This is a genomic window from Bacillus sp. 1021 (assembly GCF_014534735.1).
In the GTDB taxonomy this organism is placed as follows: domain Bacteria; phylum Bacillota; class Bacilli; order Bacillales; family Bacillaceae; genus Bacillus; species Bacillus siamensis.
This window is the reverse complement of record NZ_JACVSR010000001.1, coordinates 436151-449582: the sequence shown is the minus strand read 5'-3', so window position 1 is coordinate 449582 and position 13432 is coordinate 436151. Positions and strand designations below refer to the sequence as shown.

Annotated in this window: 12 protein-coding genes and 2 riboswitches; of the genes, 4 read left to right on the top strand and 8 right to left on the bottom strand. The window is 46.8% G+C overall.

From position 1 onward, the window contains the following. Window positions 1-128 precede the first annotated feature (128 nt). Window positions 129-1646, top strand: coding sequence for a sporulation kinase KinD (locus ICW23_RS02475; protein WP_188153995.1), 1518 nt, complete (start codon window positions 129-131; stop codon window positions 1644-1646). 207 nt (window positions 1647-1853) lie between these two features. Here the strand turns inward: ICW23_RS02475 and spo0E are convergent, their stop codons facing one another. The 6 genes from spo0E to ICW23_RS02445 all read right to left on the bottom strand — a co-directional run bounded on the left by spo0E (window position 1854) and on the right by ICW23_RS02445 (window position 6856). Beyond that, window positions 1854-2114, bottom strand: a complete 261-nt coding sequence (gene spo0E / locus ICW23_RS02470; RefSeq protein WP_188153994.1) for an aspartyl-phosphate phosphatase Spo0E — start codon at window positions 2112-2114, stop codon at window positions 1854-1856. Window positions 2115-2384: 270 nt separating this feature from the next. Then, window positions 2385-2924: a 1,2-dihydroxy-3-keto-5-methylthiopentene dioxygenase gene (locus ICW23_RS02465; protein ID WP_188153993.1), complete on the bottom strand. Its 540-nt coding sequence runs from the start codon at window positions 2922-2924 to the stop codon at window positions 2385-2387. Window positions 2925-2939: 15 nt separating this feature from the next. Continuing rightward, the gene (locus ICW23_RS02460; RefSeq protein WP_188153992.1) at window positions 2940-3569 is read right to left on the bottom strand and encodes a methylthioribulose 1-phosphate dehydratase; all 630 of its coding nucleotides are present in this window, start codon (window positions 3567-3569) and stop codon (window positions 2940-2942) included. Continuing rightward, window positions 3527-4231, bottom strand: coding sequence for a 2-hydroxy-3-keto-5-methylthiopentenyl-1-phosphate phosphatase (gene mtnX, locus ICW23_RS02455; RefSeq protein ID WP_064778814.1), 705 nt, complete (start codon window positions 4229-4231; stop codon window positions 3527-3529). The genes ICW23_RS02460 and mtnX overlap by 43 nt, the downstream gene beginning before the upstream one ends. Continuing rightward, window positions 4228-5442, bottom strand: a complete 1215-nt coding sequence (mtnW, locus tag ICW23_RS02450) for a 2,3-diketo-5-methylthiopentyl-1-phosphate enolase (RefSeq protein ID WP_188153991.1) — start codon at window positions 5440-5442, stop codon at window positions 4228-4230. Before mtnW ends, mtnX begins: the two co-directional genes overlap by 4 nt. 81 nt (window positions 5443-5523) lie before the next feature. Next, a riboswitch (SAM riboswitch) is annotated at window positions 5524-5623 on the bottom strand. 36 nt (window positions 5624-5659) lie between these two features. Then, complete coding sequence (locus tag ICW23_RS02445) at window positions 5660-6856, bottom strand: pyridoxal phosphate-dependent aminotransferase (protein WP_049628367.1); 1197 nt, start codon at window positions 6854-6856, stop codon at window positions 5660-5662. A gap of 92 nt (window positions 6857-6948) precedes the next feature. Between ICW23_RS02445 and ICW23_RS02440 the strand changes: the two genes are divergently transcribed. The 3 genes from ICW23_RS02440 to mtnA all read left to right on the top strand — a co-directional run bounded on the left by ICW23_RS02440 (window position 6949) and on the right by mtnA (window position 10337). Next, a complete protein-coding gene (locus ICW23_RS02440) occupies window positions 6949-7728 on the top strand; it encodes a carbon-nitrogen family hydrolase (RefSeq protein ID WP_188153990.1) in 780 nt (259 codons plus the stop codon). A gap of 92 nt (window positions 7729-7820) precedes the next feature. Continuing rightward, window positions 7821-7975: riboswitch (SAM riboswitch) on the top strand. 109 nt (window positions 7976-8084) lie between these two features. Continuing rightward, window positions 8085-9269 (top strand): S-methyl-5-thioribose kinase, encoded by a 1185-nt coding sequence (gene mtnK, locus ICW23_RS02435; protein WP_016936360.1) that lies wholly within the window; start codon window positions 8085-8087, stop codon window positions 9267-9269. A 6-nt stretch (window positions 9270-9275) separates the two neighbouring features. Next, on the top strand, window positions 9276-10337 hold the full coding sequence (mtnA, locus tag ICW23_RS02430; RefSeq protein ID WP_188153989.1) for an S-methyl-5-thioribose-1-phosphate isomerase: 1062 nt from the start codon (window positions 9276-9278) through the stop codon (window positions 10335-10337). Between the two features lie 241 nt (window positions 10338-10578). Here the strand turns inward: mtnA and ICW23_RS02425 are convergent, their stop codons facing one another. Together ICW23_RS02425 and ICW23_RS02420 are read right to left on the bottom strand one after the other, a co-directional pair. Continuing rightward, window positions 10579-11076, bottom strand: a complete 498-nt coding sequence (locus ICW23_RS02425; protein ID WP_188153988.1) for a methylated-DNA--[protein]-cysteine S-methyltransferase — start codon at window positions 11074-11076, stop codon at window positions 10579-10581. After that, a complete protein-coding gene (locus ICW23_RS02420) occupies window positions 11073-13292 on the bottom strand; it encodes a PAS domain-containing sensor histidine kinase (protein ID WP_047475326.1) in 2220 nt (739 codons plus the stop codon). Before ICW23_RS02420 ends, ICW23_RS02425 begins: the two co-directional genes overlap by 4 nt. Window positions 13293-13432 lie beyond the last annotated feature (140 nt).

Sequence of the window (13432 nt, the reverse complement as noted above, 5' to 3'; positions counted from 1 at the left end):
AAAAATCTTTCCAAAATTTCTCTTCTTTTTGACGGACCTTAATAAAATAATTTGTTTTTATAGCATTTTGGTTATTTTTTCTTATTAAAGAAGTATAAACAATGATATAATACCTCTATTCAAGTGTAATGTTGGAGCGATGCAGAGTGAATACATTTAAAGGTGCCCGGGGAAAGATCAAACTTTATCTCATATTGGTGATCATCCCGGCACTTATTATCAGCTTTTTCATATATGAAAAAGAAAAGCAGAAAATAGCCGATAAACACATACAGGAAGCCAGTATGATGCTCAATCTTCACCGCAATAAGCTCAATTATTTAATCGGTGAAACAAAAGCCCGGATGACAACACTTGCGATCGCTGTCGATAAGCCTGTCAATGAAGAAAAGATAAATGAAATTCTCGATCAGGCTTTTGAGGATGAACCCAGATTCAGCGGATTGTATATGCTGAATTCCAAAGGTGACGTCATCGCAAGCACGACCGATCTGAAAACAAAGGTGAATTTGGCCGACAGACCGTATTTTACGAAGGCAAAAAAGACGAAAAAAACGGTCATCACAAACGACTACTCCAGCAGAATTACAGGCCAGCGCATCTTTACGATCTGCGTGCCGGTGTTAGACGCAAACCGGGAGGTCACGGATTATTTCGTGGCCGCCATACAAGTCGATTATTTGAGAAATATGATCAATATGCTGAGCCCCGACGTTTATGTCAAGGCAACCCATGAGGATAAAGTGATATTTGCCAGCGGACGGGCAGATCAGTCAGAAGGCGTGAAACCCGTCAGCGGCTATCTGGATGATATTAATTGGAATATCAATGTTTACCCGAAACCGGTAGAGCTGAACGAGCTGACCAAAAGCGTGCTGCTGCCGATGTCCAGTATTGCCGTGCTGCTGAATATTCTGTTCATCCTCGTTCAATATTATCTGCTTAAGCGCAAGACCGAGCTGGAGCGCGCTCAAAACGAGGCGCAAAAATTGGAGCTGATCGGAACGCTTGCCGCAAGCACCGCTCATGAAATACGCAACCCGCTTACAGGGATCAGCGGCTTCATTCAGCTTTTGCAGAAAAAATATAAAACGGAGGAAGATCAGCTGTATTTCTCAATTATTGAGCAGGAAGTTAAACGGATCAATCAGATTGTCAGTGAGTTTTTAGTGCTCGGCAAACCGACCGCGGAACGATTGGAAGTGAACTCGCTGCAGGATATTCTTGATGAGATTATGCCGATTATTTATTCGGAAGGGAATCTTTATAATGTGGAAGTGAATGTGGAGATTCTCGTCAATCGGCCGCTCAAGGTCAACTGCACGAAAGACCATATTAAACAGGTGATCTTAAATGTCGCGAAAAACGCGCTCGAATCAATGCAGGAAGGCGGCAGGCTGTCCATCTATTTAGAGGCCCTCGACCAAAAAGCAGTCATTAAGGTGGCCGACAACGGAATGGGTATTTCTGAAGATATGCTTGAGCACATTTTCCTTCCGTTTGTCACATCAAAGGAAAAAGGCACCGGCCTCGGTCTTGTCGTATGTAAACGGATCGTGCTGATGTACGGCGGTTCGATTGACATTCAAAGTGAAGTCGATAAAGGCACAGAGGTCACCATTACCCTCCCTGCCGCTTCACGATGAAAAAACACCCTGAAACAGGGTGTTTTTTATATAAGGAGAATATGTGTAAGAGGATATACCGGGGAACGGCAACATAGCCGGCAGATAGATACGAGGCGCTTCGTGAACTGTGCCAGCGGAAAAACCCGCTGACTGCACGCGGTCATCTTTCGGATGCGGCGGTTGATCATGAAGCGCATTCAGTCTTCGTTATCTGTTTATCATCAATCATTTGTTTGCTTCATATGCAGGCATGACGTCACCGCGGGAGAACAAGCCTATTTTCTTCACAAGGCCCTGTATTCCTTGGTGATGTGTGCGTTCATGGTTTATCAGCTGCTGATACGCGTTCATCAGACTGTCCAGTTCCTGGCTGTGTCTGATCGTGTCATATCCTGTAAACCCCTGCCTGTTAGCCGCATCTATCATCATTTTCCTCTTTTCATCAATAGATACTAGCAATTTTTCTTGTTCAGAATAACTGCCCATTCACTTCACCCCTCACCGCTAAAAGAATAGGAAACAAGTTTGATTGGGTTATTGAGCATTATTACAGATTATACTTTATTTGTAAACATTTTTTTACTAAATAACTTAATTTTTCATTTCATATTGGAATCTTTAGTATGATTACGAGAATAATACCCATTCAGGTAATGATATAAACAAAATGCGCCCATTTAATGCATAAAAAAACAGAGATTTTATATTACAATAAAAAACCTCTCATGCGGCTGACCGCATGAGAGGTTCGGACATCTATCCGTTTTGCACACTTTCATTTTCATAAATCGGCACCCATCCTTCAGTCGTCACGAAGATTCGGATTGCGACGACCCGGCGATCCTCCTGAAGCGTAAAGTAGTGGCGGATGTTCTCCGGAACCGAAATCAAATCCCCCGGATTTAAACGGACATCAAAAAAAGTGCCGTCTTTGCCCTGAATGACGAAGATGCCGTGCCCGCTGACGATAAAGCGGACTTCATCATCCGTGTGGTGATGTTCTCTTTGAAAATTGTTCAACAGCTCATCAAGATTGGGTGTTGTATCTGATAAAGAAATGACATCCTGAGACCGATAGCCGCGCCGGGCTGAAATATCCTGAATCTCCTTGTCAAACACCGTGAGAATCCGGTTTTTTTCATCTTCGGTTAGATCGTATTTCTCCGAAAGCTCAGGCGGAAGTTTTTCAATGTTCCACTGCTCATAGATCACCTCTTGTTCGTCTAAAAAGCGCGCTACTTCTTCCTGATGTTCAATGATCGTATTCTTTTCGTCATGAATTCTGATTGTCGCCATTTTGCGTTCCTCCTTTTATTTTACAAGCTGCGGCCGAATTGACAGAAGCTTGATGTGACAGCTGAATAAAAATTCATAGGCTTCCAGCACCCTTTTCGCCTCAAACGCGGTCCGCCCCCATGCTGTAATGCCGTGATTGCGGATTAATACCGCGCCTGATCCGGCGTCTGCATGGCGCGCGAAGCTTTCGGCCAATGCCGGGATGTGCGCCGGATTGTCAATGATCGGAACGGTCACCGACGCGTTTTCCTCCCACAATCCGAGCGCCTTAATCATTTCCTGCCCCTGAAAGGTGATTTGTTTTTCATCCCCGTAGAGCTCTGAGATGACATTATTATTAACGGTATGGACATGCAGACAGCAGCCTGCGTCTGTCTTTTGGTATAAGTACGTATGGAGAAGCGTCTCTGCCGAGGGTTTTAAGGAATGGCCGGTCTCCGTGGGCTCCCCGTTCTCATCGACTAAGAGAAAATCTTCGTCTGTTTCTTTTCGTTTGTCTTTTCCGCTTGCCGTAACAAGAAACGTCAGCGGCCCGTCGGATACTTTGATGGAAAGATTCCCGCTTGTTGCCGGGAACCAGTCTCTTTCAGCCAGCTCGCGCTTTACTTCGGCAAGTTCGCGCCAGCGTTCTTCTTTTGCAGCCATGCTTGCACCTCCCCGATATTTTCGATGCCTGTTTTCACTTCATGAAAATCTTGAAAAGGCTGATGCCGAAGACCAAGCTCTTTGGATTCAGTCAAAAGATAATCTCTCGCAAAACACATATCGGATAACTTTGCAGCCTCGACATCCGTCACCGAATCACCGATCATAATGAGAAATTTCTGCCGGTCGGATAGCTTCCGGATGACTGACGGTTTGCAGCAGCCGCACTGATTCGTGCAGGCTTCGTCACAGGCGTGCGGCCAATTGATATGAATATATTCATTGTCAAAGGATGCATGATTGCAGAAGATCCGCTCTTTTTCTACGATGCCTTCTAAAAGCGGATGCACAAAAAAGTCCATCCCCCCGCTTACGATATAAAACGGGAGATCGTTTGACCGGACAAACGAAACAAAATCCAAAAAGCCGTCCCGTATTTTCGCATCCTCCAGAATAAAGTCCGTCAGCTCATCTTTTAAGCTGCTCGGCAGCAGCCCGAACATCCGGCCGACTCCTTCCTGAATTGATATGCTTTTAGACAGAACACCGTCTTTTAATTCAAGCCACTCAGGGGGCGCGAATTCTTTCATCATGCTGACAATGTTGTCGTTCATGGTGACTGTTCCGTCGAAATCACAAATAATCAGCGGTGTGCGGGTCATACGGATTCCGCCTTTCCCCATTTGTCTAATGCGAGCTGAAGATCTTTGCACGACGCGGCTTTTTCTTCAATCGGCTGTGCTTCAAGCACCGCATCAATAATGGCGCGAAACGCTCTTCCGCCGCCCTCGGCTCCTTTCGGATGGCCGTGAATGCCTCCGCCTGCATTGATGATGTGATCAATACCGAAATCACGCATTAACAATGGCACCATGCCGGGATGAATGCCTGCTGACGGGACGGCAAACGTCGGTTGAAAGACGTCTTCCTTTACACATTCATGATGGATCGCAAGTGCGGACTCCTTCGGAAGAGCGACGGATCCGTATGGTGACGGAAATAAGCTGAAATCGGCGCCGCAATAGCGGTTCAGCTTGCCGAGCAAAAGTGCGTGCGATAAACCGTAAACGGGAGATGATGTAAACGCGCCGCTGACCGCCGGATGCGCCATAATCGGAAGCGGGATTTCCCCATCTTCAGCAAGACTTTGCATGACGTCTAAGCCGTAGGCGAATACATTCAGTAAGAGGGCGTCTGCCCCGAGTTCTGCCGCGCGTCTCGCTTTATCCCGCAATTCAGAAGTCCTCCCCGTCAGGTTTACGGCGTACAGCGTCTTATGCCCCGTCTCCTCCCGCGTTTCCTTCAGGACTTGTTTTCCTTCGATAATGCGGGTTTCAAACGGAGCCAGTTCATTTTCAAAGAAAATTTCGTCATCTTTAATAAGATCCACGCCGCCGAGCGCCTGCTGTCTGAGCTGTTCTTTAATGTCGGCGAGATCCCGTCCGATCACGCCTTTAAAGATGCTCATCAGAAGCGGTCTTTCAAATTCGCCCAGCAGTTTGCGGATGCCGTATATACCGAATTTCGGCCCGGGAAGGGAGCGTTTAAACCCTTCGGAAAATTCCAGATCAGTCAATTTTATTTTTCCGTCCAGTGACAGCTTTCCGAATACCGTCGTCAGGACGGCCGGAATATCTCTTGAAAAATTCGCCTCAGGATAGGCGATGGTGATGACGGATTGTGTTTCGTTTTCTTTGGCCCCTTCTTTTTCCTCAACTTTCACGACCCGGCCTTTATGCTTTCTGAGCTGTTCCTGTTTCACCAGGGGCAGATCCGTCCAGGAGCCTACCGTCAGCCCCGCCGCAATCTGTTCCGCCCGCTTTTCACTGTCCGTTGTGTCTGTCAGAAGATATGTTGCCAATACTTCGCTCATGCGTGAACGCCTCTCTTTCTTTCGCAAAACATAAAAAAGCCTCTTCCTTAAGAGCAGAAAGAGGCTTCGTGTTATGTCCGAATCTTATCTCTCAGCTCCTGCTGCAAGAATTAGCACCGTGCTTTATCAGTCGGTTGCCGGGCTTCATCGGGCTCGTCCCTCTGCCTGCTCTTGATAAGAATAATGATTTTATAAAGTATTTTGAATTATCGCATTGTTATCCTGATATGTCAATGCTTTTTCGGGTGAAAAGATTCAGCTTCCCGATCCGTTCCGCAGCTTCTTTAAGTCTTTCTTCACTTGTCAGAAGACCGACTCTTATATAGCCTTCTCCGAATTTTCCGAACCCGTTTCCGGCTGCGACCGCGACATCCGCTTTTTCCAAAAGCAGATCTGAAAACGACTGCGACGTATATCCGTCCGGCACCGGAAGCCATGCAAAAAAGGAACCCGCCGGAGCCGTCACATCCCAGCCGATATCACGGCAGGCTGCAATCCAGGCATTGCGTCTCGACTCATATCTGTCATTTTGCGCTGCGACGCACGTCTGATCCGCCAAAAGAGCGGCGGCTGCCGCCTGCTGCGCCGCGGGAAACAGGCTGACAAACATATGATCTTGATAAAGATTGATCGCTTCGATGACAGACGCGTTTCCGACGGCAAATCCGACCCGCCAGCCCGCCATGTTATACGTTTTGGACAAAGTATAGATTTCAATCCCCGTTTCTTTTGCGCCTTCCGTCTGCAAAAAGCTCAGCGGTTTATGCCCGTCAAAACCGACGGCCCCGTATGCGAAATCATGAACGACACAAATGCCGTTTTGTTCCGCAAAGCTGACCGTCTCCTCGAAAAACGCCTCTGTTGCCACAGCACCGGTCGGATTATTCGGATAATTGAGATACAGCAGCTTCGCCTCGTTCTGCACCTTTTCAGGAATTGCGCTGTAATCGGGGAGAAACCCTCTATCTTCCGTCAGAGGCATCATTTCCATTTTCGCTTTCGCAAGGGCGACCCCCGACCAGTAGTCAGGATATCCGGGATCAGGCACAAGAATGGTATCTCCCGGGTTCAAAAGACATTGCGGAAGCTCAACAAGCCCCGCCTTGCCTCCGAACAGCACGGCTACTTCCGTTTCCGGGTCAAGCGTCACCCCGTACTCCCTTTCATAAAATTCAGCCGCAGCTTTTTTGAAGCTGTAAGCGCCCCGGAATGATGAGTATTTATGATTTTCCGGCTTTTCGACGGCGCGCTTCATTTCTTCAACGATATGCTGAGGTGTCGGCTGATCGGGATTCCCCTGTCCTAAATTGATGATGTCTTTGCCTTCTTTCAGCTTTTGATTGACCTTTTGCACCAAAGATGCAAAAAATTGTTCCGGCAGCTGTTTGAGTACATCTGAGACTTCAAAGTTCATATTTTCACCTTCTAAAAATGTCTTGAAATGATAGTCCATCATCATATATGGTTAAATAAAAAAAGTAAAGAGAAACTTGAGGTGTATAAAAAATGAAATGGACCGTTTCCTGTTTGCAATTTGATATTTCATACGGAAATCCTTCAGAAAACTTCAAAAAAGCAGAATCTTTGATTGAGCAAGAAAGCCGCCATGCTGATGTCATCGTGCTTCCTGAGCTGTGGACGACCGGCTATGATCTCACACGGCTTGACCAGCTGGCGGATGAAAACGGCGAAGTTTCGGCACAATGGCTTAAAAAAACGGCCAAAGCATACAACGTACACCTCGTTGCCGGATCTTTTGCGGTCAAAGAAGGCGAAAATGTCTATAACACTATGTACATCGCCGATAACAGCGGGCAGATCGTGAAGCGGTATCAGAAAGCCCATCTGTTTCAGCTGATGGATGAACATCTGTATCTGACAGCAGGAAACAGTGACGGTTCCTTTGAGCTTGACGGTGTCAAGTGCGCCGGGCTGATCTGCTATGATATCCGTTTCCCCGAATGGATCAGAAAACATACGTCCCAAGGAGCGAATGTCCTGTTTATCTCTGCGGAATGGCCTCTTCCCCGCCTCGATCATTGGCGGAGTCTGCTTGTCGCCAGAGCCATTGAAAACCAATGTTTTGTCGCAGCCTCTAACTGCACGGGGTCAAATCCCGATAATGAATTTGCCGGCCACAGCCTGATTATTGACCCGTGGGGCCGGATTTTAGCCGAAGGAGATCGGACGGAAGGCGCAGTCCGGGCGGAAATCGATGTTTCAGAAAGCGCGTCCGTACGCGAGACCATCCCGGTTTTCAAAGATTTGCGGCATGATTTATATTAATTTTCAAAAAAACGTTGACAAGAATATTCGGCACCTGCTAATATTTTCATCAACTGATTAATCCGAATTGTGATACAAATCAATATATTTTTCTCTTATCGAGAGTTGGGCGAGGGATTGGCCTTTTGACCCCAACAGCAACCGACCGTAATTCCATTGTGAAATGGGGCGCGTACATTTTGCGCCGAGACGATTGTCTCATAGGGCACGGTGCTAATTCCATCAGATGTTATCTGAGAGATAAGAGGCGGACTGCACTGTTTCGGCCTCCTTCTCTTTCAGAGAAGGAGGCTTTTTTTCGGGCGTATTCTCCGTCACGATCTCTTACTGCCACTACATAATTGGAGGGTAAATCCATGTCTGCAACTAAAACAAGTCTTTATGAACAATTAACGGAAAGCTCCGCCGCAGCGTTAGCTGTGAAGCTCGGCTTATTTCAAAGCAAAAGCACTCTCACATGCCGTGAAATCGGCGACGGCAATTTAAATTACGTCTTTCACGTTTTCGATAAAGAAAACAAAAAGGGACTGATTATCAAACAGGCGATTCCTTATGCGAAAATCGTCGGGGAAAGCTGGCCGCTTACGATTGACCGGGCGAGAATCGAAAGCAGCGCCCTCATCCGCCAGGGCGAACACGTGCCCCATCTCGTTCCGGCCGTTTACTATTCCGATACTGAAATGGCGGTCACGGTAATGGAAGACCTTTCGCATCTGAAGATCTCAAGAAAAGGACTGATGGAAGGAAAACATTATCCGAATTTATCAGCCCATATCGGTGAATTTCTGGGAAAAACGCTCTTTTACTCATCCGATTATGCGCTTGATGCGAAAGTAAAACAGCAGCTCGCAAAGCAGTTTACAAATCCCGAACTTTGCAATATTACAGAAAGGCTTGTGTTTACAGAACCGTTTCTCGACCATGAAACAAACGATTTTGAAGAGGAGCTGCGCCCATACGCAGAAAAAATTTGGAACAATTCCCGCCTGAAAGAAGGCGCTGATGAATTGAAAGCCGTCTTTCTGAATTCCGCGGAAACATTGGTTCACGGCGATCTGCATACGGGAAGCATCTTCGCCAATGAACATGAAACAAAGGTCATTGATCCCGAGTTTGCTTTCTTCGGACCGATCGGCTTTGACATCGGCCAATTTATTGCAAATCTGCTGTTAAACGCCCTCAGCCGGGACGGTGACGACAGACAGCCATTATATGACCACACCTCCGCCGTATGGGACACATTTGTAAAAACATTCAGTGAAGCATGGGAGAAAGACTGCCTGCCTTCCTGCAGACACCTGCTGGAAGATACACTGAAAAACGCGTTTGAGGAAGCGGTCGGTTTTGCGGGATGCGAACTGATCCGGCGCACGATCGGGCTCGCCCATGTGGCTGACTTGGATGAAATCACTCCGTTTGATAAACGAATTGAACGGAAGAAGCTGGCGCTTGAAATCGGCGCCTATTATATCGAAAACAGAAAAGAACTGAAGCATATCACTGAGGTTCTGGATCAATTTAAGCTCCGTGTAAAGGAATGATGCAGCATGACAAATGAATTTGCCATCCCCCGTTCCGTGGAATGGAAAGAAACACACATCCGCATTTTAAATCAGCAAAAGCTCCCTGATGTCACTGAGTATGCGGATCTTGAAACAAAGGAAGATGTATTCGACGCGATTGTCACACTGAAAGTAAGGGGCGCTCCGGCCATCGGTATAACTGCGGCGTTCGGACTCGCGCTTGCCGCCAAATCGTTTGAAACCCGCGATCTTTCTGATTTCCGCCGTCAGCTCGCCGATGTCAAAGCATATTTAAACAGCTCAAGACCGACTGCCGTCAATCTCGCTTGGGCGCTTGACAGACTGACGGATTCAATCAGGAATGCAATCTCAATCAATGAAGCGAAGACAACGCTCGTTCATGAAGCCATTCAAATTCAGGTTGAAGATGAAGAAACATGCCGGATGATCGGCCAAAATGCGCTGCACCTTTTTAAAAAAGGCGACCAGATCATGACCATCTGCAATGCGGGTTCAATTGCCACAAGCCGGTACGGTACGGCGCTTGCTCCCTTTTACTTAGCGAAACAAAAAGACCTCGGCCTTCATATTTACGCATGTGAAACAAGGCCCGTTCTCCAAGGATCGCGGCTGACGGCGTGGGAGCTGATGCAGGGCGGGATTGATGTCACGCTCATTACTGACAGCATGGCCGCCCATACAATGAAGGAAAAACATATTTCAGCGGTCATTGTCGGCGCTGACAGAATTGCTAAAAACGGAGATACGGCCAACAAAATCGGAACGTACGGCCTCGCGATCTTGGCAAACGCCTTTCAGATTCCGTTTTTTGTGGCCGCACCGCTTTCGACCTTTGACTTGCAGATTGAAAACGGCGATCAGATTCCGATTGAAGAAAGAGATCCGGATGAAGTCAGACAAATCTCCGGCATACGCACCGCTCCCGAAGATGTGCCGGTCTTCAATCCGGCCTTTGACATCACACCGGGCAGCCTGATTTCAGGCATTATCACCGAGAGAGGAATTGTGACGGGTTCTTACACGGAAGAAATTGAACAATTATTCGCAGACTGCCAGCTGAGCTGAAAAACCGCTGATGATGTTGCCTCAGGCAATGTCAGCGGTTTTTTTGTCTGCATAATGTCAGCACTTCATCTTTTTGGGCGGCTGAAATCAGATGCATTTTAAAAAACAGCTCTGCATAACCGGCTACCTTTTGCGGACGGCTCATTTTCATCAGGCTTCGTCCTCCTTTTTCATCAGACCAACTTTTTTCACTTAATAAAATGATATGTCGGACGTAAAAAAACGGAACGTGCCATATGCTTTATTTTTCTTTATAGGATATTTGTTCGATGTTCAGCAACGCCGCTTTTACATCCGTCTTCGTGCCCGCGTATCCCGTTAAGGCGCTGTTTTTGCCGATTACCCGATGGCACGGGACAAAAATCGGCAGCCGGTTGCGTTTATTTGCCTGTCCGATGGCGCGCACCGCGTTCGGCTTGCCGATAGCTTCAGCTACATCACCATAGCTTCGTGATTCACCGTAAGGAATCATCGCCAGCGCATTCCATACCTTTTCCTGAAAGAGTGTGCCTTGTTGTTTCAGAGGCAGAGAGAAATGCTTTCTCTCTCCGGAAAAATATGATGTCAGCTGCTGTTTCGCCTCCGACAGCAGATCGGTTTCGCAAAATTTCACGTCGGGCGTATCTTTCCGCCACTCCTCAAAATCTTCCCCGGTGAGAAACAGGCCGGTAATAAAGCCATCTTCCTCCGTCAGGCTGACCGTTCCAAACGGTGCTTTCACACTTGTAAAGCAGATCATTCGCCGCTCCTTCTTTCTTCAGTATTCTGCCGGATCGGAAGCGTCAAATGAAAAACCGTGCCCTTCCCTTCTTCACTTTCCACATGAATGCGGCCCTGATGCTCTTCGATGATTTTATAACTGACCATGAGACCGAGACCCGTCCCCCTGTCTTTTGTCGTGTAGAATGGCTCGCCCAGACGTTTTAATTTGTCTTCAGAAATGCCTGTTCCTTCATCTTGAAGGGATATCAGAATGTGGTCTTTATCAGAAGGCTGGATCGTCACGTAGATATTGCCGCCGCCCGGCATGACTTCAATGGCGTTTTTTAAAATATTGATAAACACCTGTTTTAATTGATTCGGCTCACAATAAATCGGCGGGATGTTCCCGGTCTGGTTCAAATGGATCTGCACATTGACAAGATTGGCCTGGGCATTCAAGAGATCAGCCGTGTCTTTCATAATCTGCGTCACGTCTTTTTCTTCATATAATATTGCCTGAGGTTTCGCTAAAATTAAAAATTCGGTAATGATAGACTCGATGCGTTTTAATTCTGAGGTAATGACGTTAAAGTACAGGGAATATTCGCCTTCAATGCTTCCTTGCAGAAGCTGAATGAACCCTTTCAGCGCCGTCATCGGATTTCTGATTTCGTGGGCGATGCCGGCCGCCAGCTCCCCTACGACGTGAAGAGTGTCAGATTTCCGCAGCCTCTCCTCAAGCTCTTTGGCCTCGGTGACATCTTTAAAGATGGCCAGGTTCATATTTTGAATGATATTCCTTTTGAAGGAAAATTCCAATTTGCGGCTGTCACTGCTGCTTAACAGGAAGGGGATTTCATTATCCATTCCTTCCAGATCGATCTTTTTGGCGGGTACACCCGCGTTTTCAATTTCAAATAAAGAAAGAATATCCGGAACGGTATGCGCTCTCAGCTCATCATCGGGCATTCCGAGTATACGGCTTGCGAGAGGATTCGCATCAATTATGCGGAATTGGTTGTCAAACAAGACTTTTCCGTCCATTGAGCCGTTGAATACTTTTCTGAACTTCAGCTCGCTTTCCCGCAATTCTTTTTCCATCCGCTTACGATCGCTGACATTTCTTAAAATGGTTAAATGCTGACCTTCGAGTATGGTTCGTTTTGATGTGAACTCAAGCTCTTTGTATTGGCCGTTTGCCATTTGAAACAGCATCTCTTCCCGGATTTCCCCGTATTTTTCATATTTCTTCTTAATCTGCTTGTATTTTTTCTGCGGATCAACAATAAACGTACATAAATTCGTCTCCACCAGCTTATCCATCGGCAGCTCGAAAATGCGGCACGCCGACTCGTTTGCTTTGGCGATTTTTCCGTCATCAGACCAAATGACAATCGCGTCCATGGCGTTTTCAAAGATTTCGCGGAAGCGCTCTTCGCTTTTAAAAAGTTTCAATTCCATCGACCGTTTCTCCGTTATGTCTCTCATAATAGACATGTAAAACCCGCTGATTAAGTTGGACGTAATCGTAAACTCAAACAGCTTCTCCTCGCCCGACCGAAGCTTGACCGGCAGTTCTCCTTTGGCGTTTCCTTTTCTCCGGAGGGTGTCCCAGATTTCTTTCAGGTGCTTTTTGTTTTCTCCGTCGGTAAAATGGCGGAGCGACAGATGGGACAGTTCATTCTGGCCGATCTCAAAGCTTTTGCAAAAAGAGAGGTTCGCATCAATAAAACCGCCGTCCTTATCAAACAGCACGATGCCGTCGACAGCTCTGTCAAACAAATCTTTGAACAGCTGCTCGTTCATGGAGAATTCACGCTCTAAGATTTTTTTAGAGGAGATATCCCTCATTACCACAAAAAAATAATCCTCCCCAATTCCGTCTCTGGCGAGGAATTCAATGTATTTCGTCGCGCCGCTGTCAAGCTTAATCGGCACCTCTTTCCACAGATAGCCCTTTTTCAAAAATTTTTTCACGGCCTTATTCAGTTCTTCCTGAGGCACGGAATATAAAAAGTCCAGAACGGAGCGGTTCATGAGGCTCTCTGCCTCAATCTGCATCATCCGGGCCGCGGCCTCGTTCGCCTGGACGATTTTCATTTCCTTATGGCATATAAAAATGGCATCAAGCGTGTTATTCATAATCACATGATACCGGTTCAAATCACTCTTCAGGCGGTCATTTTCCTCCTTCAGCCGCTTCAGCTGCTCTTTCAGCGACTCCTTTGTCTGCAAATCCAGAGTTTCAGCCATTCAGTACACTCCTTCTTCAAAAACCTATCCTTCAATATTTCTACAAAATACCTCATCTTCCTTCATTCGCCCTATACATTTCAGAAAATTTCAATGATATGACAAGTTAGAGTCTTTTTCTACGATCCTTACCTCCCCGT

What these genes read in the sequence shown, in the direction of transcription:
- ICW23_RS02475 (WP_188153995.1), top strand. Translation starts at nt 129, where the DNA reads ATGTTGGAGCGATGCAGAGTGAATACATTTAAAGGTGCCCGGGGAAAG.
- spo0E (WP_188153994.1), bottom strand. Translation starts at nt 2,114, where the DNA reads ATGGGCAGTTATTCTGAACAAGAAAAATTGCTAGTATCTATTGATGAA.
- ICW23_RS02465 (WP_188153993.1), bottom strand. Translation starts at nt 2,924, where the DNA reads ATGGCGACAATCAGAATTCATGACGAAAAGAATACGATCATTGAACAT.
- ICW23_RS02460 (WP_188153992.1), bottom strand. Translation starts at nt 3,569, where the DNA reads ATGGCTGCAAAAGAAGAACGCTGGCGCGAACTTGCCGAAGTAAAGCGC.
- mtnX (WP_064778814.1), bottom strand. Translation starts at nt 4,231, where the DNA reads ATGACCCGCACACCGCTGATTATTTGTGATTTCGACGGAACAGTCACC.
- mtnW (WP_188153991.1), bottom strand. Translation starts at nt 5,442, where the DNA reads ATGAGCGAAGTATTGGCAACATATCTTCTGACAGACACAACGGACAGT.
- ICW23_RS02445 (WP_049628367.1), bottom strand. Translation starts at nt 6,856, where the DNA reads ATGAACTTTGAAGTCTCAGATGTACTCAAACAGCTGCCGGAACAATTT.
- ICW23_RS02440 (WP_188153990.1), top strand. Translation starts at nt 6,949, where the DNA reads ATGAAATGGACCGTTTCCTGTTTGCAATTTGATATTTCATACGGAAAT.
- mtnK (WP_016936360.1), top strand. Translation starts at nt 8,085, where the DNA reads ATGTCTGCAACTAAAACAAGTCTTTATGAACAATTAACGGAAAGCTCC.
- mtnA (WP_188153989.1), top strand. Translation starts at nt 9,276, where the DNA reads ATGACAAATGAATTTGCCATCCCCCGTTCCGTGGAATGGAAAGAAACA.
- ICW23_RS02425 (WP_188153988.1), bottom strand. Translation starts at nt 11,076, where the DNA reads ATGATCTGCTTTACAAGTGTGAAAGCACCGTTTGGAACGGTCAGCCTG.
- ICW23_RS02420 (WP_047475326.1), bottom strand. Translation starts at nt 13,292, where the DNA reads ATGGCTGAAACTCTGGATTTGCAGACAAAGGAGTCGCTGAAAGAGCAG.